Below are 23,235 nucleotides of genomic sequence, written 5' to 3'. Positions count from 1 at the left end.
GGCGGTACGGAAGAGCCTAGAACGCCTTTGCGCTGGTGGGGAGATCATTTGCGTCATTGCTGTGCTCCAGCCGTGGCCCGAAAAGCAGTCGGCTGCGGGTACCCGTCGAGGGCACCCGCAGCCGCCCTGGCTTTTACAGGTACTGACCGGTGTTCGCCACCGTGTCGATGGAGCGTCCGGTGTCCGAGCCCTGCTTTCCGGTGATGAGGGTGCGGATGTAAACGATCCGCTCGCCCTTCTTTCCGGAGATGCGGGCCCAGTCGTCCGGGTTGGTGGTGTTGGGCAGGTCCTCGTTCTCCTTGAACTCGTCCACGCAGGCCTGGAGCAGGTGGGAGACGCGGAGACCCTTCTGGTTCTTCTCCAGGAAGTCCTTGATCGCCATCTTCTTGGCGCGGCCCACGATGTTTTCGATCATGGCGCCGGAATTGAAGTCCTTGAAGTAGAGGACTTCCTTGTCGCCGTTGGCGTAGGTGACTTCCAGGAAGCGGTTCTCCTCGGATTCGGCGTACATCTGTTCCACGGCGGTCTGGATCATGCTCTGGACCGTCATGGCCTTGTCGCCGCCGTGCTCGGTGAGGTCGTCGCCGTGCAGCGGGAGGCGCTCGGTGAGGTACTTGCCGAAGATGTCCTGGGCCGCCTCGGCGTCCGGACGCTCGATCTTGATCTTCACGTCCAGTCGGCCGGGCCGCAGGATGGCGGGGTCGATCATGTCCTCGCGGTTGGAGGCGCCGATCACGACCACGTTCTGCAGGCCTTCCACGCCGTCGATCTCGGCGAGCAGCTGCGGGACGATGGTGTTCTCCACGTCCGAGCTGACGCCGGAGCCGCGGGTACGGAAGAGGGATTCCATCTCGTCGAAGAAGACGATGACGGGGGTGCCCTCGCTGGCCTTCTCCCGGGCCCGCTGGAAGACCAGGCGGATCTGCCGCTCGGTCTCGCCGACGTACTTGTTCAGCAGCTCGGGGCCCTTGATGTTGAGGAAGAAGCTCTTGCCTGCGGCCTGGCCGGTGACCTCGGCGACCTTCTTGGCCAGCGAGTTGGCGACGGCCTTGGCGATGAGCGTCTTGCCGCATCCGGGGGGCCCGTAGAGCAGCACGCCCTTGGGCGGCCGCAGTTCGTGCTCCTTGAACAGGTCCGGGTAGAGGTACGGCAGCTCGACCGCGTCGCGGATGGCCTCGATCTGGCCGCCGAGGCCGCCGATCTGCTCGTAGCCGATGTCGGGGACTTCCTCGAGGACGAGTTCCTCGACCTCGCTCTTGGGGACGACCTCGTAGACGTATCCGGAGCGGGGCTCCATGAGCAGGGCGTCGCCGGGGCGGATGGTGACGTCCAGCAGCGGCTCGGCGAGCCGCACCACCCGTTCCTCGTCGGTGTGCCCGAGCACGAGTGCCCGCTCGCCGTCCTCGAGGATCTCCTTGAGGGTGACGATGTCGCCGACGCGCTCGAACTCCATGGCCTCGACCACGTTGAGCGCTTCGTTGAGCATCACCTCCTGGCCGCGCCGGAGGTCCTCCAGCTCGACGCCGGGGCTGACGTTCACCCGGAGCTTGCGGCCGCCGGTGAAGATGTCGGCCGTGCCGTCCTCGTTCGCCGTGAGGAAGACCCCGAAGCCGGCCGGGGGCTGCGCGAGCCGGTCGACCTCCTCCTTGAGGGCCACGATCTGGTCGCGGGCCTCACGGAGCGTGCCGGCGAGTCGTTCGTTCTGGGCGGACACGCCGGCCAGGTTGGTCTGCAGCTCGACGATCCGCTCTTCGAGAATCCTCGTGTGTCGCGGAGAGTCGGCGAGCTTGCGTCGCAGGACGGCGATCTCCTGCTCAAGATAGGCAATCTGCCCGGCCGGGTCGTCGGACCCGCGTCCTGGGCGGATGCCGCGGTTCATGTCGTCGTCGTGGGCTGCCACGGTCCTCACCTCCTCCAAGGGGAGCTGGACGCTTCCAGACCCTACCTGGGCGGGTGTCGATTGAAACCCCTAGATCACAAAGACGGTCGGGGTGTGTCCGATCTTCACCCTTGCGCTCTCCCTCACGCCAGGGGAATACCCACCGAAGATGATTGGAACCCAGGCGAAGGTAGGGTCGAAGTGTTCAACACCCGTCAGAGCTGGCCGGATTCCCGTTCGGTTCGACGCAGGAAACGGCAGGAGAGATGAGCGTGCGGCAGGAGACCGGAGTCGGTGGCGAGGCCCTGGAGGTCTGGATCGACCAGGACCTGTGTACCGGTGACGGCATCTGCGCCCAGTACGCGCCCGAGGTGTTCGAGCTGGACATCGACGGTCTGGCCTATGTGAAGAGCCCGCAGGACGAGTTGTTGCAGGACAAGGGGGCGACAACGCCCGTGCCGCTGCCGCTTCTCACGGATGTGGTCGACTCGGCGAAGGAGTGTCCGGGCGAGTGCATTCACGTCCGTCGGGTTTCGGACGGCGCCGAGGTGTACGGGCCGGACGCCGGGTGATCGGTTTGATACGGCGCGTCACGACTGTCTGATTTATCACACACCGGGGTGCGCCCCCGCCGTACGCCCGCGCGCGGGTCACACACTCCTGGCGCCGGACGGGGTGGACCGCACGAACGCGCCGTTCTCCCACCGCCATTTCACGTTCTCGCGCACATCGGGGCAGCAACTGGGCACGTCGGCGGAGGAGTAGCCGAAGAGTACGGCGGTGACCTCGCCGTCACGTACGGCGAAGTCGCCGACGTTGGTGCGGTCCTCGGGGCCGGCGAGGGTGGCGACCACGCGCGGTGCCGTACCGCCCGCGCCCTGGGTGAGGACGTACACGCCGTCGGGCGGGGTGCCCATCGGGGAGTCGCAGTGGACCACGGCCACCGTCTCCGGGCGGCCGTCGCCGTCGAGGTCGCCGGACGCCTTCTTCTTCACCACGGCCTTCACCCTGCCGCAGTCGAGGGGGAACTCGGCGGCGGCGGGGTCGGGCGGGGCGATGCGCGCCGGGGCGCTCTTGGTGTGCGGTCCGGGCGTCGGGGCCGCGGTGGCGGCGTCGGGCCCCAGGACCGGGGAGAGGGCCACGACACCGGCGAGAGCCGTGGCGGTGGCGACCCAGTGGATGGGCCGGGTGTGCGTGTGGGCGAGCTCCGGGACGGCGGATGGCTGCACTAGGAGTGTCTCCTGTGAGGGCTGTGCCGGTGGGGGTGGCCAGCATCGTGCCACACGTCACAGTACGGAGGGAACGGCGGGGGTGTGCGGTTCCGGTGCGGGGGAACCGGGAAGGGTTTCGCTCTCCGTGCCGTCGGTCGGGTCGTCGGGTCAACGCGAGGACGCCGTGGCGCAGTTCCCGGCGGTTGCCGGGAACTGCGCCACGGCGCCTGTTCGTTGTGGGGGTGGCGGGCCGCGTCAGCGGGCGGCGCCTCCGTCGGCGTTGGGTCCTGCGTAGTCCTCGCCGTAGGCGCCCTTGGCGGGGCGGCGGCGGCGCATGGGCGGCTCGACACCGTCGGCGAGGCGGCGGGCGGTGAGCAGGAAGCCGGTGTGGCCGATCATCCGGTGGTCCGGGCGGACGGCCAGGCCCTCGATGTGCCAGTTGCGGATCATCGTCTCCCAGGAGGTCGGCTCGTTGAAGCAGCCGATCTCGCGGATGGACTCGACGGTCCGGGCGAGCTGGGTGGTGGTGGCGACGTAGCAGCACAGGATGCCGCCGGGGACGAGCGCCTTGGAGACGGCCTCCAGGCACTCCCAGGGGGCGAGCATGTCGAGGATGACGCGGTCGACGTCGGTGTCGGACAGGTTGTCCTGGAGGTCGCCGACGGTGAGCTGCCAGGCGGGGTGCGGGCCGCCGAAGTAGCGCTCGACGTTCTGCCGGGCGATGTCGGCGAAGTCCTCGCGGCGCTCGTAGGAGTGCAGCATGCCCTGGTCGCCGATGGCGCGCAGCAGGAAGCTGCTGAGCGAGCCGGAGCCGACGCCGGCCTCGACGACGCGCGCGCCGGGGAAGATGTCGGCGAAGGCGAGGATCTGCCCCGCGTCCTTGGGGTAGACGACGGCTGCCCCGCGGGGCATGGACAGGACGTAGTCGGGGAGCAGGGGGCGCAGCGCGAGGTAGGCGACGTTCCCGGTGGTGCGGACAACGCTGCCCTCGGGAGCGCCGATCAGTTCGTCGTGGGGGAAGGAACCCTTGTGGGTGTGGAAGTTCTTCCCGGCCTCGAGCGTGAACGTGTAGTGGCGGCCCTTGGGGTCGGTCAGCTGAACCTGGTCCCCGACCTTGAAGGGCCCGCGCCTGCGGGCGGCACCGGTCGGTTCGGACATGTGAACAGCCTACCCGTCCCGGGAGGGGGCGCCGACCACCGCCGGTGCGGGCGGGAGGTTCAGCTGGGCCGCGCCATCGCCTTCACGAAGGCCCGCTCGACGTCGGCCGCGGACAGGACGCCGTAGATCTCGCCGCTGTCCTCGACCACCAGGTACTCGGTGGCCGGGGTGGCGCGCAGGGCGTCCAGGAGGTCCTCTCCGGCGAGCTCGGCGGAGACGTGCATGCCGTCGGTGAGGTCCTGGGCGAGTCCGCCGACCGGTACCCAGGGGCGGCGGTGTTCGGGTACGCCGACGATGGCGGCCTCGCGGACCAGGGAGAGGGGGACGCCGTCGGGGTCGACGACGACCAGGGCGCGGGCACCGGCGGCGTTGGCCCGGCGCAGGGCCTCGGAGAGGGGTGTGTCGGTCTCGACGGGCACCGCGCGACGGGTGAGGTTGCGGGCGCGCAGTTCGGGGAGGTGCTCGCGCAGCCGTGCCATGCGCAGGCTGTTGCCGGCGCCGGTCCAGATGATCGCGGCGAGGATGGCGGCGAGCAGGGCGTCCAGGACGGTGTCCATGCCCACGTTGTCGACGGCGTCGGAGCCGAGGGCGCCGGACTGGGTGAGCAGCGGGAGGCCGATCAGGACGGCGACGGCGAGGGCGCGGCCGACCCAGGCGGCGGCGATGGTGCCGGTCATGGGTTTGCCGCTGATCGCCCAGACGACGGCGCGGAGCATGCGGCCGCCGTCCAGGGGGAGGCCGGGCAGGAGGTTGAAGACGGCGACGATGAGGTTGGAGATCATCAGGCCGGCCAGCAGGACGCCGGGGACGCTGCTGGGGTCGACGGCAAGCAGCCCGAGATAGAAGAGGCCGGCCAGGACGAGGGAGAGCAGGGGGCCGACGAAGGCCAGCACGAACTCGCGGCCGGGGGTCTCGGCCTCCTTCTCGATCTCGGAGACGCCGCCGAAGAACTGGAGCTGGATGCGGCGCACCGGGAGCTCGAAGCGGAGGGCGGCGAGGGTGTGGGCGAGCTCGTGGACCAGGACGGAGGCGTAGAAGGCGACCGCGAAGAACAGGGAGACGAGGTAGCTGGCGGCGCCGAGCTCGGGCAGCACGCGGTCGATCTGTCCGCCGAACACCCAGGTGATGAGGATGGCGACGAGGAACCAGCTGGGTGCCACGTACACGGGCACTCCGAACGGGCGCCCCATCAGCAGCCCACCCCGCTGCTTCTCCTGCGGCCGCTGCGGCGCCGCCGCCTGACCGGCACCGGAGCGAGCCGGCGACCGCCCCCCACCACGCTCGTCACCGGGCCCGCCCGCGGACGCCGGGGACTCCCCGGACCCGGCACCCAGGGGCCTCGGCCCCTCAGGGCCGGCGCCAGGCGCCTGGGATCCGGTACGAGTGCCGTCGGCGGCAGGGGGGTCGGGGCGGTGGTTGGGCTGTTCGTCGGTGGGGCCGCCCGTGGGCTCGGGGGGTTCGCCTGGCGTGGTGTCCGAGGGGCGCGGGTGCTCAGGGGTGCCCTCGGGATGTTCGCCGGTGGGGCGGTTCGCAGGCGCGGAGTCCGCGGCCGCCGAGGGCTGGGGGTGTTCGGGCCCGTGGACGGAGGGGTCGGGGGCCGGGGGGCGAGGGCCCGTGTGGTCGGGCGACTCGTCGTTGCCGGGTCGCGGCTGTCCGCGCCCGCCGCTTACGTCCACCGGTGTCCCCTCGTTCGCTGCGTCTCCCGTGCCTGCCGGACGGGAGGGTCTCGTGTCGATGGTATGCGGCCCGCGCCGCGCGTTCCGCTCCGGCACCCTGTCTCTTCCCCTCCTTCCCCTTCCCTCCCCGTCGTCACGCGCTGTCAGTGGCGGGCCGTAAGGTCTGTGGGCATGGAGACGAGCATCGAGGGCGAGGAGCGGGCCGACGGCGGCGGCCCGGGCACCGTGGGCGTACGGGCGGGCACGGCCACCGCCATACCGCCCGCGTCGCTGTCCCCCTCGCGTGCGAGTGACTTCATGCAGTGCCCGCTGCTGTACCGGTTCCGGGTCATCGACCGGCTGCCGGAGAAGCCGAGCGAGGCGGCGACCAGGGGCACGCTGGTGCACGCGGTGCTGGAGCGGCTCTTCGACGCCCCGGCCGCCGACCGCACCGCGCCCCGGGCGAAGTCGCTGGTCCCGGGTCAGTGGGACCGGCTGCGCGAGACCAGGCCGGAGGTCATGGAGCTGTTCGCCGACGATCCGGAGGGCGAGCGGCTGGCGCGCTGGCTGGCGGAGGCGGAGAGGCTGGTCGAGCGGTGGTTCTCGCTGGAGGACCCGAGCCGGCTGGAGCCCGCCGAGCGGGAGCTGTTCGTCGAGGCGGAGCTGGACTCCGGGCTGAGACTGCGCGGCATCATCGACCGGGTGGACGTCGCGCCCACCGGCGAGGTGCGGATCGTCGACTACAAGACGGGCAAGGCGCCCCGGCCGGAGTACGCCGAGGGCGCGCTGTTCCAGATGAAGTTCTACGCCCTGGTGGTGTGGCGGCTGAAGAAGGTGGTCCCGCGCCGGCTCCAGCTGGTGTACCTCGGCAGTGGTGACGTGGTGACCTACGATCCCGTGCTCGCGGATCTGGAGCGGGTGGAGCGCAAGCTGCTCGCACTGTGGGACGCGATCCGGCTGGCGACCGAGACGGGTGTCTGGCGCCCGCGTCCCACGAAGCTGTGCGGCTGGTGCGACCACCAGGCGCACTGCCCGGAGTTCGGCGGTACTCCCCCGCCGTACCCCCTGCCGGTGAGGGCGCCCGAGTCCGGCGGGGCCCAACAGGGCAGAATGGGGCCGGACTAGCGAAGGAGACTTACGTGGCCATCCGCGTCCTACTGGTCGACGACCAGCCGCTGCTGCGCACCGGGTTCCGGATGATTCTGGAGGCCGAGCAGGATCTCGCGGTCGTCGGCGAGGCCGGAGACGGCCTCCAGGCCCTGGACCAGGTGCGGGCGCTGCAGCCCGATGTGGTGCTGATGGACATCCGCATGCCGCGGATGGACGGGGTGGAGGCGACCCGGCAGATCACCGGGCCCGAGCGGGACGGGCCGGCGAAGGTGCTGGTGCTGACGACGTTCGATCTCGACGAGTACGTGGTGGAGGCGCTGAAGGCGGGGGCCAGCGGCTTCCTGCTGAAGGACGCCCCGGCCAACGAGCTGGTGCAGGCGATCCGTGTGGTGGCCGCCGGGGAGGCGATGCTCGCGCCGAGCATCACGCGCCGGCTGCTGGACAAGTACGCCACGCATCTGCCGTCCGGTGACGAGCCGGTGCCGGACACGCTGCACACGCTGACCGAGCGTGAGGTCGAGGTGCTGAAGCTGGTGGCGCGCGGGCTGTCCAACGCGGAGATCGCCGCCGATCTGTTCGTCAGCGAGACCACCGTCAAGACGCACGTCGGCCATGTGCTGACCAAACTGGGGCTGCGCGACCGGGTGCAGGCGGCGGTGTACGCCTACGAGAGCGGGCTGGTGCGCCCCGGCGCGCAGTAGCGCGGTACGACGAGGGCGCCCTCCTCGACAGGGAGGGCGCCCTCGTCGTACCGGTGCGGCGTCAGCCCTTGCTCAGCTCCCAGAACCGGAACACGGTCGAGGCGTCGAGGCAGTACTCCAGGCCGTACACGCCGTCCCGGACGACCGCGTACTGCTTGGCCTGCCAGACCGGGAGGACGGGGATGTCCTCGGCGACGATGTCCTGGATCCGGCCGAAGTCCTCCTCGGTGGCGGAGCGGTCGCTCTGGGCGGCCGTGCGCGGGAGGAGCTTCTCGGTGATCGTGCCGGCGTCGTAGTTGTTGTCCAGCACGTTGCCCTCGCCGAAGAAGGGACCAGTGAAGTTGTCTGCGTCCGGGTAGTCGGGCACCCAGCCCTTGACGTAGACGCCGTACTCGCCGGCCGCGATGTCCTTCTCGTACTGGGCGAAGGGCACCGACTCGACGTCGGCGTCGAACAGTCCGCTCGCGTTGAGCTGTCCGGCGATCGCCTTCAGTTCCTGGTCGGTGGCCGGGCCGTAGCGGGACGGGGTGGACCACAGGGTCAGCTTCACCTTGCCGGTGATGCCCTCCTCCTCCAGCGCTGCGGCGGCCTTGGCCTTGGAGGGGCGGGCGCCGTAGGTGTCGAAGAAGGCGGTGTTGTGGCCGCCGATGCCGGCCGGGACGATCGAGTACAGCGGGCTGGCCGTGCCCTGGTGGACGTCCCGGACGAGGGCGTCACGGTCGATCAGATGGGCGATGGCCCGGCGCACGCCGAGTTTCCCTGCGACCGGGTCGTCCATGTTGAAGACAAGGTGCTGGACCTCGGCGCTGCTGCCCTCGACGATCTCGACGCCGCCGGTGCCGTCGTCGGCCCGGTCGATGTCGTTGATGGCCTCGGCGGTGAGGCCGCGGTAGGCGATGTCGACCTCGGCGCCCTGTACGGCCTTCTTCAGGGCGTTCTGGTCGCCGTGGAAGAACTCCAGGGTCACGCCGGAGTTCTTGGTCTCGGCGCTGCCCTTGTAGTGCTCGTTGACGGAGAAGACGGCGCGGTCGTTGGCGAACGAGTCCAGCCGGTACGGGCCGGAGCCGACCGCCTCCCCGTCCTCGCGCAGTCCGTCGGCGTCGTACTCGCGGTGGTCGACGATGGAACCGGCACCGGACGCGATCTTGCTGGGGAAGGTGGCGTCGGGTGTGTTGAGTTCGAAGACGACCGTCTTCTCGTCGGGGGTGCTGACCTTCTCCAGCGTGGAGAACATGATCGCGGGCCCGTCGGGGTCGTTGATCTTCAGCATGCGGTCGAAGGAGAACTTCACGTCCTTCGAGGTGAGCGGGTCACCGTTGCTGAACTTCAGCCCGTCCCGCAGCGTGCAGCGGTAGACCTTGGTGCCGGCGTCCGCGAAGCCGCAGCTCTCGGCGGCGTCCGGCTGCGGCTCGGTGGCTCCCTTGGGGAAGCCGAGCAGCGACTGGAAGACGTTGTTGAACAACAGCCAGGAGCCGGGGTCGTAGCCGGAGGCGGGGTCGGTGGACAGGACGTCGTCGGACATCCCCACCACGACGCCGGAGCCGTCGGCCCCCGCGTCGCCGCTCTCGGTGCCACAGCCGGTCAACAGGCCGGAGGCCAGCCCCGCCACGATGGGCAGGACTGGCCACGGGTTACGCAAATTCACGTGCTATGCCTTGTCGTTCTTGCCGCCCGGACCGCGCCACCGGTCCGGGTTCATGCGTTTTCGTGCGGTTTCGTTACTCGCTGACGCCGCGCCCGAGCTCCCACAGCTGGAGAGTCGAGGAGGAGTTGAGCGCGTAGGCGGTGCCGGTGACGCCGTCGCGGGCTGCGACGTACTGCTTGCCCTGCCACAGCGGAAGCACCGGGACGTCCTTGGCGACGATGTCCTGGATCTTCGTGAGGCTGTCGGAGGCGGACAGCCGGTCGGCCTGGCGGCGCGACTCGGGGATCAGCTCGTTGATGATCTCGGAGTTGGCGTAGGGCGAGCTGAGGAAGTTGTCCTTGTCGAGGAAGGGGGCGGTGAAGGCGTCGGCGTCCGGGTAGTCGGGGAACCAACCCATGCCGTAGACGTCGTACTTCTCGTTCTGAGCGGCGGTCTTGAACTTGGTCCAGGTCTCGCTCTTGATGTCGGTCTCGAACAGACCGCTGTCGTTGAGCTGCTTGCTCAGCTGCTCGAACTCCGTCTTGGCGGCGGGGCCGTAGTGGTCGTGCGTGTAGTGCAGCGTCAGCTTCACCGGGATGCTGACGCCGGCCTCCTCCAGCAGCTCGCGGGCCTCGGACACGCTCGGGTCGCCGTACTTGTTGAAGAACGCGTTGGAGTGACCGGTGACGCCGGCGGGGACCAGCGAGAACAGCGGCTCGGCCTGGGAGCCGTAGACGTTGCCGACCAGCTCGCTGCGGTTGATGAGCTGGGCCATCGCCTGGCGGACGGCCTTGTCCTCCACGCTGGGGGCCTCGGTGTTGAACGCCAGGTAGCGGATCTCCAGACCGGGCGACTCGACCAGCTCGATCTCGTCGTCGGTGGCGGTGCTGAGCTCCTGGATCTGCTCCGGCGACATGGTGCGGGTCATGAGGTCGATGTCGCCCTTCTCCAGCGCCTCGCCCATGGCCTCGGCACTGTCGTAGGAGATCATCTCGACCTTGTCGTTGTTCACCTCCAGCGCGCCCTTGTAGGAGGGGTTCTTGGTGAAGGTGGCACTGACCATCGTGCCGTCCTCGACCTTGCCCTCGAGGGTGTAGGGGCCGGAGCCGTCGACCTCGAAGCCCTCGCGCAGCTTGTCCTTGTCGTAGTCGTCCGGGTTGACGATGCCCGCGACCGGGGTGGACAGCTTGTACGGGAAGGTGGCGTCGGCGCTCTTGAGGTGGAAGATCACCTCGCGGTCGCCCTGCGTCTCGATGGTGTCGATGGTGGACAGCAGTGCGAACACACCACTGTCGCCCTTGATGGAGAGGGCGCGCTCGATGGAGAACTTCACGTCCTCCGCGGTGATCGCGTCGCCGCTCGAGAACTTCAGACCGTCGCGCAGGGTGCAGCTGTAGCGCTCGTTGCCGGCGTCGGTGAATCCGCACGACTCGGCGGCCTCGGGCACCGGCTCGCCGTCGCCCCGCGGCTGCACCATCAGGGTCTGCACGGTCTGCCGCAGGATGTTCCAGGTACCGACGTCGTAGGCCCAGGCCGGGTCGAGGGGCGCGGGACCGTCCTCCTTGGATGCGGTGAACCGGTCCGTGGTGCCCACGACGATCGCGTCGCCGTCTCCGCTCCCGCCCTCACTGTCGCCACAGGCGGCGAGCACCGGGGCGAGCAGGCCCATCGCGGCCGCCAGCACCAAAGTCTTGCGGTTCATGCTCGAGTTTCTCCAGGACTGTCGACTCCGTGTATCCGGCATGCGGGGGTTGTCGCAGCGGAACACGGGGATGGGGGCGAGGTTCTCGCGATGACATTAGTCCGCGCCCGCAGGAGGGTTCGCAGCCGCCGGAGTTGAGGGCACATCACGCAGTGAGACCGGGTGTGAACGCACCGGTAAAGGCGACCGGGGAATGATTGGTGCAGCTTCTCATGAATCAGGACACAAAGGCGTATCGATGACCTCCGAAATGGTGCGGAAGGCACAGGAGGACATCGTTGTCGAGCCTCTTCCATGTGGTGAACCTCACATGTGAAAACGGGCTCGACGGTACCGGAATTCGGCCACCGGCAAGCGGGTCGAATTCTTTCGGGCGCGTGTGTCCGGGCCCGAGAAGCCGAGTGGCGGGAATTCCGGCGGTAACACCGCTGCGCTGGGTGAACGCCTAGCGCATTTCCGTCATCAGACCGCGCAGGAATGACAGGTCCACGACTTCCAGGGAGGGTACGACCGTCCGCCGGGCGGCCGGGACGATCGGGCCCACCGAGGGCACCGCGACGACCTGGCAGCCCGCCGCCTCGGCGGCGGCGACACCGGTCACGGTGTCCTCGACGACGGCGCACCGCACGGGATCCACACCGAGCCCGGCGGCGGCCGCGAGATACGGGTCGGGGTGCGGCTTGGTGCGCGGCACCTCGTCGCCGGCGACCGACAGCGCGAAGTGCTGCGGGCCCAGCGTCTTCAGCACCCGGTCGATGATGCGCCGGTGGGAGGCGGAGACGAGCGCCGTGGGGACCTCGTACTCGGACAGCTCGGCGAGCAGCCGCGCGGCGCCCGGCATCAGCGGCAGGGCGTGGTCGATGCGGTCCTCGAAGCCGTCGTTGAGCAGCACCGTCAGCTCGGGCAGGCCGATGTCGGCGCCGGTGGCCTCGATGAGGAACCCCGCGCTGCGGGTCATGGGGCCGCCGACCACGACATGGCGCCAGGACTCGTCGAGGGCGTGGCCGAGGGAGGCGAAGACCTCGACCTCGACGTCCCACCAGAAGCCCTCGGTGTCCACCAGGGTGCCGTCCATGTCGAGGAGGACGGCCTGCAGGGCCGAGCCCTCGGCCGACTGGGTTCCGAGCGCGGGGACCGTACTGGTCATCCGCGTACCTCCTTCACAGGGACGACCAGGCCGGTTCCCACGGGGGGAACCGGCCTGCGGTGGACCGACCAGTGTACGTCGTGTGCGCCCGGAACGCCTGGTGTGACTCCTGGCGCCTCAGCGGGCGTTGAAGTACTTGGCCTCCGGGTGGTGGATGACGATGGCGTCCGTGGACTGCTCGGGGTGCAGCTGGAACTCCTCGGACAGGTGCACGCCGATGCGCTCGGGTTCGAGCAGGGCGGCGATCTTGGCGCGGTCCTCCAGGTCGGGGCAGGCGCCGTAGCCGAGGGAGAAGCGGGCGCCCCGGTACTTCAGGGCGAACATGTCCTCCATCGCGGCCGGGTCCTCGCCCGCGAAGCCGAGTTCGGAGCGCACGCGCGCGTGCCAGTACTCGGCGAGGGCCTCCGCGAGCTGTACGGAGAGCCCGTGCAGCTCCAGGTAGTCGCGGTAGGCGTTGGCCTCGAACATCCGGGCGGTCTCTTCGCCGATCCTCGAGCCGACCGTGACCACCTGGAGGCCGACCACGTCGGTCTCGCCGGACTCCTCCGGGCGGAAGAAGTCCGCCAGGCACAGCCGGCGGCCGCGGCGCTGGCGCGGGAAGGTGAAGCGGGTGCGCTCGTTGCCCTGCTCGTCCAGGATGATCAGGTCGTCGTCCTTGGAGACGCACGGGAAGTAGCCGTAGACCACGGCCGCCTCCAGCAGGTTCTCCGTCTGGAGCCGGTCGAGCAGTCCGCGCAGCCTGGGCCGGCCCTCGGTCTCGGCCAGCTCCTCGTAGGTCGGCCCGTCGCCGGTGCGGGCCTGCTTCAGGCCCCACTGGCCCTTGAACAGGGCGCCCTCGTCGAGCCAGCTCGCGTACTCCTTGAGCTGGATGCCCTTGACGACGCGGGTGCCCTTGAAGGGCGGGGTGGGGACCGGGTTGTCGGTGGCGACGTCGGAGCGGACGTGCCCCTCCTCGGGCCGCTCCTCGATCTCCACGGTGGCCGCGCGGACCCGGCGCTGCTTCAGTTCGGGCAGCTTCGCGCCGGGCACTCCGCGCTTGATGCCGATGAGGGCGTCCATCAGGCGCAGGCCCTCGAAGGCGTCGCGGGCGTAGCGAACCTCGCCCTGGTAGATCTCGTGCAGGTCCTGCTCGACGTAGGCGCGGGTGAGGGCGGCGCCGCCGAGGATCACCGGGTAGTCGGTGGCCAGGCCGCGCTGGTTGAGCTCCTCCAGGTTCTCCTTCATGATCACCGTGGACTTCACCAGCAGCCCGGACATGCCGATGACGTCGGCCTTGTGTTCGTCGGCGGCGTCCAGGATCGCGGAGACCGGCTGCTTGATGCCCAGGTTGACGACGTTGTAGCCGTTGTTCGACAGGATGATGTCGACCAGGTTCTTGCCGATGTCGTGCACGTCGCCGCGCACGGTGGCCAGCACGATGGTGCCCTTGCCGGCCTCGTCGGTCTTCTCCATGTGCGGCTCGAGGTGCGCGACGGCGTTCTTCATCACCTCGGCGGACTGGAGCACGAACGGCAGCTGCATCTGGCCGGAGCCGAACAGCTCGCCGACCACCTTCATGCCGTCCAGGAGGGTGTCGTTGACGATGTCGAGGGCCTTGCGGGTCCCCAGGGCCTCGTCCAGGTCGGCCTCCAGGCCGTTGCGCTCGCCGTCGATGATGCGGCGCTTGAGACGCTCCTCCAGGGGCAGCGCGGCCAGTTCCTCGGCCTTGCCGGCCTTGAGGGACTTGGCGGTGGCGCCCTCGAAGAGCGCCATCAGCTTCTGGAGCGGGTCGTAGCCCTCGGCGCGGCGGTCGTAGATGAGGTCGAGGGCCGTGGTGACCTCTTCCTCGCTGAAGCGGGCGATGGGCAGGATCTTCGACGCGTGGACGATCGCCGAGTCCAGGCCGGCCTTGACGCACTCGTCGAGGAAGACCGAGTTCAGCAGGATGCGGGCGGCCGGGTTGAGGCCGAAGGAGATGTTCGACAGGCCCAGCGTGGTCTGCACCTTGGGGTGGCGCTTCTTCAGCTCGCGGATGCCCTCGATGGTGGCCAGGCCGTCCTTGCGGGACTCCTCCTGGCCGGTGCAGATGGTGAAGGTGAGGCAGTCGACGAGGATGTCCTCCTCGCGGATGCCCCAGTTGCCGGTCAGGTCGTCGATCAGCCGCTCGGCGATCTCGACCTTCTTCTCGGCGGTACGGGCCTGGCCCACCTCGTCGATGGTGAGCGCGATCAGCGCGGCGCCGTGCTCCTGGGCCAGCCGGGTGACGCGGGCGAACCGGGACTCGGGGCCGGCGCCGTCCTCGTAGTTCACCGAGTTGATCACCGCGCGGCCGCCGAGCTTCTCCAGCCCGGCCCGGATGACGTCGACCTCGGTGGAGTCCAGGACGATCGGCAGGGTGGAGGCGGTGGCGAAGCGTCCGGCCAGTTCCTCCATGTCGGCGACGCCGTCGCGGCCCACGTAGTCCACGCACAGGTCCAGCATGTGCGCGCCCTCGCGGATCTGCTCGCGGGCCATCTCCACGCAGTTGTCCCAGCGGCCCTCGAGCATCGCCTCGCGGAACTTCTTCGATCCGTTGGCGTTCGTCCGCTCACCGATCGCCAGGTAGGAGGTGTCCTGGCGGAAGGGGACGGTCTGGTAGAGGGAGGCCGCGCCGGGCTCCGGGCGCGGGTCGCGCTCGGCCGGGGCGAGGTCGCGCACGCGCTCCACGAGCTGCCGCAGGTGCTCGGGCGTGGTGCCGCAGCAGCCGCCCACCAGGGACAGGCCGTAGTCGCGTACGAAGTTCTCCTGGGCGTCCGCCAGCTCCCCCGGGGAGAGCGGGTAGCGGGCGCCGTCCCTGGTGAGTTCCGGCAGGCCGGCGTTGGGCATGCAGGACAGCCGGCTGCGGGAGTGGCGGGCCAGGTGGCGCAGGTGCTCGCTCATCTCGGCCGGGCCGGTGGCGCAGTTCAGGCCGATCATGTCGATGCCCAGCGGTTCCAGCGCGGTGAGCGCGGCGCCGATCTCGGAGCCGAGCAGCATGGTGCCGGTGGTCTCGACCGTGACCGACACGATCAGCGGGACCTCGAACCCGGCGGTCCCCATCGCGCGGCGGGCGGCGATCACGGAGGCCTTGGTCTGCAGCAGGTCCTGGGTCGTCTCCACCAGCAGCGCGTCCGCGCCGCCCGCGAGCAGGCCCTCGGCGTTCTGCTGGTAGGCGTCCCGGATGGCGGTGAAGGTGGTGTGGCCGAGGGTGGGCAGCTTGGTGCCGGGTCCCATCGAGCCCAGCACCCAGCGGGTGCGGCCGTCCCGCGCGGCGTACTCGTCGGCCGTCTGGCGGGCGATGCGGGCGCCCGCCTCGGACAGCTCGGCGACGCGCTCCGGGATGTCGTACTCGCCCAGGGCGGTGAGGTTGGCGCCGAAGGTGTTCGTCTCGACGCAGTCGACCCCGGCGGCGAAGTACTCGGAGTGGACCGAACGGACGATGTCCGGGCGCGTCAGGTTCAGGATCTCGTTGCAGCCCTCGAGGTTCTGGAAGTCCTCGAGCGTGGGGTCCTGGGCCTGGAGCATGGTGCCCATGGCTCCGTCGGCGACCACCACCCGGGTGGCGAGCGCTTCGCGGAGGGCGGACACACGGGTCCGGCTGTCGGCGGAAGGGGTCTGCGGCAACGAGGCCATGAAAGGGGCTCCCTCTGGGTGCGACGGCTGTCGGCTTTGCGGCTGCCCGGGATCCCCTCACGGAGCGTCCCCGGCTGGGCGCACCACGCCAGGGTATCCGGGACCGCTCCCTGATGTTCAGGGCGTCCACGGGGCGGACCATGATGGCCGACAACCGACGCACGGGGTACGGGTGGCGGAACCGATCACGACCGACCATTGGCGGGAGGTCGGCATCGACCGGTAGTGTTCGACAATGCCGAACAGCGGCAGCGGCGGTCGCGGGTAGACGGCCGAAGGGGACGGAGGCAGCACGGCGATGGCACGGAACATCCAGTCGCTCGAACGGGCGGCGGCGATGCTGCGCCTGCTGGCGGGCGGCGAGCGGCGGCTCGGCCTGTCGGACATCGCCTCGTCGCTGGGCCTCGCCAAGGGCACCGCCCACGGCATCCTGCGCACCCTCCAGCAGGAGGGGTTCGTCGAGCAGGACGACGCCTCCGGGCGCTACCAGCTGGGCGCCGAGCTGCTGCGCCTGGGCACCACCTACCTCGACGTGCACGAGCTGCGGGCGCGCGCCCTGGTGTGGACGGACGACCTGGCCCGCTCCAGCGGCGAGAGCGTCTACCTCGGCGTGCTGCACCAGCAGGGCGTGCTGATCGTGCACCACGTCTTCCGGCCGGACGACAGCCGGCAGGTCCTGGAGATAGGGGCCATGCAGCCGCTGCACTCCACCGCCCTGGGGAAGGTGCTGTCGGCCTACGACCCGGTGGCCCACAGCGAGGCCCTGGAGGCCGACCGCAAGCCTTTCACCGACCGCACGGTGTGCGATCCGGACGACTTCGAACGCATCCTCGACCTCACCCGCGCGCGTGGCTACGCGGCGGACGTGGAGGAGACCTGGGAGGGCGTCGCCGCCGTCGCCGCCCCCATCCACGACCGGCGGCGCATGCCGGTGGGCGCGGTGGGCATCACGGGGGCGGTGGAGCGGCTGCGCCGGGACGGCGAGCTGCGGCCCGAGCTGATCGCGGCGGTACGGGACTGCGCCCGCGCGGTGTCGCGGGACCTGGGCGCCGGGCGGTTCTGAGCGGAACACACGGGTGACCGGGACGCCGTACGGCGTTCCGGTCGCAGCCGTGCCCCGGGGCGGACAGGCCGGGCGCGAGTCGGCGCAACCGCCGCGAAGATCGATAACCCGGGGCGATCAATAACGATCGCGTTTTCGATAACCAAACTCTTGACGCCCGCGAGGCGCCGGGAAAGACTCCCGTCCATCGGTCGGCATTGTCGAACACCTACCGGCAATACGAGTTAGAGTGTGACAACGCCAAGGGCCGGCATCGCTCTCACCCCTGAGGGCGCCAATCCCCGGTGGGACCCGGGGGTCGGCTTCCCTGGACGAAGGACAAAGGAGTCGCGGGTGTCCAGCTCCGACATCTTCATCGGCGAGACCATCGGTACCGCCATACTCATCCTGCTCGGTGGCGGCGTCTGCGCCGCCGTGACGCTGAAGGCCTCCAAGGCCCGTAACGCCGGCTGGCTCGCCATCGCCTTCGGGTGGGGCTTCGCCGTCATGACGGCGGTGTACATCTCGGCACCGCTCTCCGGCGCCCACCTCAACCCGGCCGTCACCGTGGCGCTCGCCGTCAAGGACGGCGAGTGGAGCAACGTTCCGGTCTATTTCGCCGGAGAGTTCCTCGGCGCGATGATCGGCGCGACCCTGGTCTGGGTCGCCTACTACGGCCAGTTCCTGGCCCACCTCACCGACAAGGAGATCGTCGGCGGCCCGGGCGCGCAGGCCACCGCCGCCAAGGCGGTCGAGGCGCAGGAGAAGGGCGCGGGCCCGGTGCTCGGCGTCTTCTCCACCGGCCCGGAGATCCGGCACACGGTGCAGAACCTCGCCACGGAGATCGTCGGCACCTTCGTGCTGCTGCTCGCCATCCTCACCCAGGGCCTGAACGACGCGGGCAACGGCCTGGGCGTGCTGGGCGGTCTGATCACGGCGCTCGTCGTCGTCTCGATCGGTCTGTCGCTGGGCGGCCCGACCGGTTACGCCATCAACCCGGCCCGTGACCTCGGCCCGCGCGTCGTGCACGCCCTGCTGCCGCTGCCGAACAAGGGTGGTTCCGACTGGTCCTACGCCTGGATCCCGGTGGTCGGCCCGCTGATCGGCGGCGCCCTCGCGGCCGGCCTCTACAACGTCGCCTTCGCGTAGGCACCGGCACCTTTCCGCAGCGCCGTACGTACCGCCCCGTAACCAAGGAACTCCAGGAGCACACAGTGACCGACGCCCACACCGCCGGCCCGTTCATCGCCGCCATCGACCAGGGCACCACCTCCTCCCGCTGCATCGTCTTCGACCGCGACGGGCGCATCGTCTCCGTCGACCAGAAGGAGCACGAGCAGATCTTCCCCAAGCCCGGCTGGGTCGAGCACGACGCCACCGAGATCTGGACCAACGTCCAGGAGGTCGTCGCCGGGGCCGTCGAGAAGGCCGGCATCACCCGCGACGACATCAAGGCCATCGGCATCACCAACCAGCGCGAGACCACCGTGCTGTGGGACAAGAACACCGGTGAGCCGGTCCACAACGCCATCGTCTGGCAGGACACCCGCACCGACGCCCTCTGCCGCGAACTCGGCCGCAACGTCGGCCAGGACCGCTTCCGCCGCGAGACCGGCCTGCCCCTGGCCTCCTACTTCGCCGGGCCCAAGGCCCGCTGGCTGCTCGACAACGTCGACGGCCTCAAGGAGCGCGCCGAGGCGGGCGACATCCTCTTCGGCACCATGGACACCTGGGTCATCTGGAACCTGACCGGCGGCGTCGACGGCGGCCACCACGTCACCGACGTCACCAACGCCTCCCGCACGATGCTGATGAACCTGCACACCATGCGGTGGGACGAGAAGATCGCCGAGTCCATCGGCGTCCCGCTGGCGATGCTGCCCGAGATCCGCTCCTCCGCCGAGGTCTACGGCGAGATCACCGGCGGCAGGCTGGGCGAGCTGCTCGGCGGCATCCCGGTCGCCTCCGCGCTGGGCGACCAGCAGGCGGCCCTGTTCGGCCAGACCTGTTTCGCCGAGGGCGAGACCAAGTCGACGTACGGCACCGGCACCTTCATGGTGATGAACACCGGCGACAAGATCATCAACTCCTACAGCGGCCTGCTGACCACGGTCGGCTACCAGATCGGCGACCAGAAGCCGGTCTACGCCCTGGAGGGCTCGATCGCCGTCACCGGCTCGCTGGTGCAGTGGATGCGCGACCAGATGGGCCTGATCTCCACCGCCGCCGAGATCGAGACCCTCGCCCTGACCGTCGAGGACAACGGCGGCGCCTACTTCGTACCGGCCTTCTCCGGCCTGTTCGCCCCGTACTGGCGCTCCGACGCCCGCGGTGTGATCGCCGGCCTGACCCGGTACGTCACCAAGGCGCACCTCGCGCGCGCCGTGCTGGAGGCCACCGCCTGGCAGACCCGTGAGATCGCGGACGCCATGACGAAGGACTCCGGCGTGGAGCTGACCGCCCTCAAGGTCGACGGCGGCATGACCTCCAACAACCTGCTGATGCAGACGCTCTCGGACTTCCTGGACGCCCCCGTGGTGCGTCCGATGGTCGCCGAGACCACCTGCCTCGGCGCCGCCTACGCCGCCGGCCTCGCCGTCGGCTTCTGGAACAGCACCGACGACCTGCGCGCCAACTGGCGGCGGGCCGCCGAGTGGACCCCCCGCATGGACGCGGAGACCCGCGACCGTGAGTACAAGAGCTGGCTCAAGGCCGTAGAGCGGACCATGGGCTGGCTCGAGGACGAGGAGTAAGAACCGCCATGACCACCCAGTCCACCCTGCAGTCCGTACCTGCCCTGGGGACACACCCGGCGTCCGGCTCGAACCCGAGCCGTGCCGAGACCCGGGAGCAGCTCTCCAAGGCGTCGTACGACCTTCTCGTGATCGGCGGCGGCATCCTGGGCATCTCCACCGCCTGGCACGCCGCGCAGTCCGGCCTCAGGGTGGCCCTGGTGGACGCCGGTGACTTCGCCGGCGCCACCTCCTCCGCCTCCTCCAAGCTGCTCCACGGCGGTCTGCGCTACCTGCAGACCGGCGCGGTGAAGCTGGTGGCGGAGAACCACTTCGAGCGCCGTGCGGTCTCCCGCCAGGTGGCCCCCCACCTGGCGAACCCGCTCACGTTCTACCTCCCCGTGTACAAGGGCGGGCCGCACGGCGCGGCGAAGCTCGGCGCCGGTGTCTTCGCGTACTCGGCGCTGTCCGCCTTCGGCGACGGCGTCGGGCACCTGCTCTCGCCGGCCAAGGCCGCGCAGGACGTGCCGGAGCTGCGCACCGACAACCTCAAGGCCGTGGCCGTGTACGGCGACGACCAGATGAACGACGCGCGCATGGCGCTGATGACGGTCCGCGCGGCGGCCGAGTCCGGCGCGGTCGTCCTCAACCACGCCGAGGTGACGGGCCTGCGCTTCACCCGGGGCCGGGTCACCGGCGCCGAGCTGCGCGACCGTCTTTCGGGCGACGAGTTCGGGGTGAACGCCCGGCTCGTGCTCAACGCGACCGGTCCGTGGGTCGACCACCTGCGCCGTATGGAGGACCCGGACGCCGCTCCGTCCATCCGGCTGTCGAAGGGCGCGCACCTGGTCCTGAAGCGGACCTCGCCGTGGAAGGCCGCGCTGGCCACGCCGATCGACAAGTACCGGATCACCTTCGCCCTCCCCTGGGAGGACATGCTGCTGCTCGGCACCACCGACGAGGAGTTCGAGGGCGACCCGGCGGACGTCGCGGTCACCGAGAAGGACACCGCGCAGATACTCGACGAGGCCGCGTTCTCCATCCGCGACCAGCAGCTCGACCGGGACCTGATCACGTACGCCTTCGCCGGTCTGCGGGTGCTGCCGGGCGGCCCCGGGGACACGGCCAAGGCCAAGCGGGAGACCGTCGTCACCGAGGGCCGGGGCGGGATGCTGTCCGTCGCGGGCGGCAAGTGGACCACCTTCCGCCACATCGGCCGTACGGTGATGCAGAAGCTCCAGGCGCTGCCCGGCCACCCGCTGGGCGACGACTTCGAGCCGGTCGCCGCGCTGCCGAAGAAGCTGCCGCTGCCGGGCGTGGCCAACCCCCGCGCGGTGGCCCACCGGCTGCTGGTCGACGGCCCGGCGCCCGGCCCGCGCATGGCGGCGGACACCGCCAGGCACCTGGCCACCCACTACGGTTCGCTGGCCTTCGACATCGCCCGCCTGGCCAACGAGGACCCGGCGCTCGCCCGGCGCGTCCACCCGGACGCCCCGGAGATCTGGGCGCAGGTCGTCTGGGCCCGGGACCACGAGTGGGCGGAGACCGCGGACGACGTGCTGCGCCGCCGTACGACGCTGACGATCCGGGGCCTGGCCACGGACGAGGTCCGCGCCGACGTGCAGGAGCTGCTCGACAGGAAGTGACCCGCCGTCCCCGGCTCCCCCGCACGGGAGCCGGCACACGGGCCGGGGGCGGCTCCGCGCCGACGGAGCCGCCCCCGGCCCGTACATAATGGGCTGGATACATCGGAGGTCTGGCCCGCAGGGAGGCGCGGTATGGCAGTGACCGACGAGGCGATCGAGAAGATCAAGGGGATGATCGTCTCGGGTGCGCTGCGTCCCGGCGCCCGGCTGCCCAAGGAGAGCGAGCTGGCGGCCGAGCTGGGGCTGTCCCGCAACTCGCTGCGCGAGGCGGTGCGCGCCCTGTCGCTGATCCGCATCCTGGACGTGCGGCAGGGCGACGGCACCTACGTCACCAGTCTCGACCCGCAACTCTTGCTGGAGGCGCTGAGTTTCGTCGTCGACTTCCACCGCGACGACACGGTCCTGGAGTTCCTCGCCGTACGCCGCATCCTGGAGCCGGCCGCGACGGCCCTCGCGGCCACCAGGATCGGCGAGGAGCAACTGGACGCGCTGTCGGAGCAGTTGGACGGGCTCGGCGACGAGCCGTCGGTGGAGGACCTGGTCGCCGCCGACCTGGAGTTCCACCGGGGCATCGTGCGCGGCTGCGGCAACTCCGTGCTGTGCTCCCTGCTCGACGGTCTGTCCGGTCCCACCACCCGGGCCCGGATCTGGCGCGGGCTCACCCAGAAGGACTCGGTCGGCCGCACCCTGCGCGAGCACCGGGCCATCCTCGCCGCCCTGCGGGACCGGGACGCGGAGGCGGCGCGGTCCTGGGCGACGGTGCACATCGCCAGCGTGGAGCAGTGGCTGCGGTCCACGCTGTGAAGGGTGTTTCCCGGCGCACTACGGGGCAGTGATGGGGTCACTCCCCTTGTGAGGGGGCTGCGGGCGCCCCGTGGGCACGCCGTAAGGTTGGGGCGTACGCGAGGGCACGTCGGAAGGAGGCGCTGGGTGATCGAGCTCGAGGGGGTTCCCGAGCTGATCGACCCGGTCATGGTGGCCGCGTTCGAGGGCTGGAACGATGCCGGTGACGCCGCCTCCACCGCGGTCGCGCATCTGGACAGGGAGTGGAAGGGCGAGGTGTTCGCGGCGCTGGACGCCGAGGACTACTACGACTTCCAGGTGAACCGCCCCACGGTGTTCATGGACGGCGGGGTCCGCAGGATCACCTGGCCGACGACGCGGCTGTCGGTGGTCCGGGTCGGCGGCGAGAAACCGCGCGACCTGGTGCTGGTCCGCGGCATCGAACCGTCCATGCGGTGGCGTTCGTTCTGCAACGAGATCCTCGGCTTCGCGCACGAACTCGGCGTGGAGCTGGTGGTCGTGCTGGGCGCGCTGCTCGGTGACACCCCGCACACCCGGCCGGTCCCGGTCAGCGGGACCACGTCCGACCCGGACCTGGCCCGCCGCATGGACCTGGAGGAGACCAAGTACGAGGGTCCCACGGGCATCGTCGGCATCCTCCAGGAGGCGTGCACGCACGCGGGTGTGCCCGCGGTGTCGCTGTGGGCGGCGGTCCCGCACTATGTGTCGCAGCCGCCCAACCCGAAGGCCACGCTGGCCCTCCTGAACCGCCTGGAGGACCTGATCGACGTGCGGATCCCGCTGGGCGAGCTGCCCGAGGACGCGCGTGCCTGGCAGGTGGGTGTGGACCAACTGGCCGCGGAGGACAGCGAGGTGGCCGAGTACGTCCAGACACTGGAGGAGGCCCGGGACACCGCCGAGCTGCCGGAGGCGTCGGGCGAGGCGATCGCCCGCGAGTTCGAGCGCTATCTGCGGCGCCGTGACGGGGCGTCGGGTCCGCCCGGCGGGCATGCCACGGCGGACGGCTCGGACGGTGCGCCGTACCGGCGGGAGGGTCCGGGCGGGCGCAACCGTCCGCCGAGGCCGCCGAAGCCGGAGACGGGCCCTGGTTCGGGCCCGGGTTCGGACTCGGGTCTGGACCCGGGCTCGGACTCGGACTCGGGCTCGGGTGGCGACGAGTCGTCGGAGGACTGAGCGAAAGCGGAGGGGCGCCCC

The 23,235-nt window shown here is 70.3% G+C and carries 17 protein-coding genes; 9 read left to right on the top strand and 8 right to left on the bottom strand.

Annotated elements, in window-relative coordinates:
- Positions 1 to 133: 133 nt before the first annotated feature.
- Positions 134 to 1,900: a proteasome ATPase gene (gene arc / locus AMK33_RS16820; RefSeq protein ID WP_073933642.1), complete on the bottom strand. Its 1,767-nt coding sequence runs from the start codon at positions 1,898 to 1,900 to the stop codon at positions 134 to 136.
- A gap of 245 nt (positions 1,901 to 2,145) precedes the next feature.
- Here arc and AMK33_RS16810 point away from each other — a divergent pair, with 245 nt between their 5' ends.
- Positions 2,146 to 2,451, top strand: coding sequence for a ferredoxin (locus tag AMK33_RS16810; protein ID WP_073933640.1), 306 nt, complete (start codon positions 2,146 to 2,148; stop codon positions 2,449 to 2,451).
- A 78-nt stretch (positions 2,452 to 2,529) separates the two neighbouring features.
- Here the strand turns inward: AMK33_RS16810 and AMK33_RS16805 are convergent, their stop codons facing one another.
- The 3 genes from AMK33_RS16805 to AMK33_RS16795 form a co-directional block, all read right to left on the bottom strand.
- On the bottom strand, positions 2,530 to 3,108 hold the full coding sequence (locus AMK33_RS16805; RefSeq protein WP_073933639.1) for a hypothetical protein: 579 nt from the start codon (positions 3,106 to 3,108) through the stop codon (positions 2,530 to 2,532).
- A gap of 237 nt (positions 3,109 to 3,345) precedes the next feature.
- A complete protein-coding gene (locus AMK33_RS16800; protein ID WP_073933638.1) occupies positions 3,346 to 4,248 on the bottom strand; it encodes a tRNA (adenine-N1)-methyltransferase in 903 nt (300 codons plus the stop codon).
- Positions 4,249 to 4,307: 59 nt separating this feature from the next.
- A complete protein-coding gene (locus AMK33_RS16795; RefSeq protein ID WP_073933637.1) occupies positions 4,308 to 5,924 on the bottom strand; it encodes a site-2 protease family protein in 1,617 nt (538 codons plus the stop codon).
- A 171-nt stretch (positions 5,925 to 6,095) separates the two neighbouring features.
- On the opposite strand from AMK33_RS16795, the gene AMK33_RS16790 reads away from it, so the two are divergent.
- Positions 6,096 to 7,028 (top strand): RecB family exonuclease, encoded by a 933-nt coding sequence (locus AMK33_RS16790; protein ID WP_073933636.1) that lies wholly within the window; start codon positions 6,096 to 6,098, stop codon positions 7,026 to 7,028.
- A gap of 14 nt (positions 7,029 to 7,042) precedes the next feature.
- Positions 7,043 to 7,714: a response regulator gene (locus AMK33_RS16785; RefSeq protein WP_073933635.1), complete on the top strand. Its 672-nt coding sequence runs from the start codon at positions 7,043 to 7,045 to the stop codon at positions 7,712 to 7,714.
- A 61-nt stretch (positions 7,715 to 7,775) separates the two neighbouring features.
- Here the strand turns inward: AMK33_RS16785 and AMK33_RS16780 are convergent, their stop codons facing one another.
- From AMK33_RS16780 to metH, 4 genes are all read right to left on the bottom strand, one after another.
- On the bottom strand, positions 7,776 to 9,359 hold the full coding sequence (locus AMK33_RS16780) for an ABC transporter substrate-binding protein (RefSeq protein ID WP_073933634.1): 1,584 nt from the start codon (positions 9,357 to 9,359) through the stop codon (positions 7,776 to 7,778).
- A gap of 73 nt (positions 9,360 to 9,432) precedes the next feature.
- Positions 9,433 to 11,040 (bottom strand): ABC transporter substrate-binding protein, encoded by a 1,608-nt coding sequence (locus AMK33_RS16775; protein WP_073933633.1) that lies wholly within the window; start codon positions 11,038 to 11,040, stop codon positions 9,433 to 9,435.
- A 445-nt stretch (positions 11,041 to 11,485) separates the two neighbouring features.
- Positions 11,486 to 12,187, bottom strand: coding sequence for an HAD family hydrolase (locus AMK33_RS16770; protein ID WP_073933632.1), 702 nt, complete (start codon positions 12,185 to 12,187; stop codon positions 11,486 to 11,488).
- A gap of 117 nt (positions 12,188 to 12,304) precedes the next feature.
- Positions 12,305 to 15,817 (bottom strand): methionine synthase, encoded by a 3,513-nt coding sequence (gene metH, locus AMK33_RS16765; protein WP_073933631.1) that lies wholly within the window; start codon positions 15,815 to 15,817, stop codon positions 12,305 to 12,307.
- Positions 15,818 to 16,115: 298 nt separating this feature from the next.
- Here metH and AMK33_RS16760 point away from each other — a divergent pair, with 298 nt between their 5' ends.
- The 6 genes from AMK33_RS16760 to AMK33_RS16735 all read left to right on the top strand — a co-directional run bounded on the left by AMK33_RS16760 (position 16,116) and on the right by AMK33_RS16735 (position 23,214).
- Positions 16,116 to 16,880 carry an IclR family transcriptional regulator gene (locus AMK33_RS16760; protein ID WP_073933630.1) on the top strand — a complete coding sequence of 255 codons (765 nt, stop codon included), beginning with the start codon at positions 16,116 to 16,118 and terminating at the stop codon, positions 16,878 to 16,880.
- 333 nt (positions 16,881 to 17,213) lie between these two features.
- The gene (locus AMK33_RS16755) at positions 17,214 to 18,008 is read left to right on the top strand and encodes an MIP/aquaporin family protein (protein ID WP_073933629.1); all 795 of its coding nucleotides are present in this window, start codon (positions 17,214 to 17,216) and stop codon (positions 18,006 to 18,008) included.
- 65 nt (positions 18,009 to 18,073) lie between these two features.
- Positions 18,074 to 19,612: a glycerol kinase GlpK gene (glpK, locus tag AMK33_RS16750; protein ID WP_073933628.1), complete on the top strand. Its 1,539-nt coding sequence runs from the start codon at positions 18,074 to 18,076 to the stop codon at positions 19,610 to 19,612.
- An 8-nt stretch (positions 19,613 to 19,620) separates the two neighbouring features.
- The gene (locus tag AMK33_RS16745) at positions 19,621 to 21,237 is read left to right on the top strand and encodes a glycerol-3-phosphate dehydrogenase/oxidase (RefSeq protein ID WP_073933627.1); all 1,617 of its coding nucleotides are present in this window, start codon (positions 19,621 to 19,623) and stop codon (positions 21,235 to 21,237) included.
- A 132-nt stretch (positions 21,238 to 21,369) separates the two neighbouring features.
- A complete protein-coding gene (locus AMK33_RS16740; protein WP_073933626.1) occupies positions 21,370 to 22,041 on the top strand; it encodes a FadR/GntR family transcriptional regulator in 672 nt (223 codons plus the stop codon).
- A 126-nt stretch (positions 22,042 to 22,167) separates the two neighbouring features.
- On the top strand, positions 22,168 to 23,214 hold the full coding sequence (locus tag AMK33_RS16735) for a PAC2 family protein (protein ID WP_073933625.1): 1,047 nt from the start codon (positions 22,168 to 22,170) through the stop codon (positions 23,212 to 23,214).
- The last annotated feature ends 21 nt before the right edge of the window (positions 23,215 to 23,235 follow it).

The organism is Streptomyces sp. CB02400 (assembly GCF_001905725.1).
GTDB lineage: Bacteria > Actinomycetota > Actinomycetes > Streptomycetales > Streptomycetaceae > Streptomyces > Streptomyces atrovirens.
The sequence above is the reverse complement of the archived record's forward strand: the minus strand, read 5'-3'. Positions and strand labels throughout refer to the sequence as shown.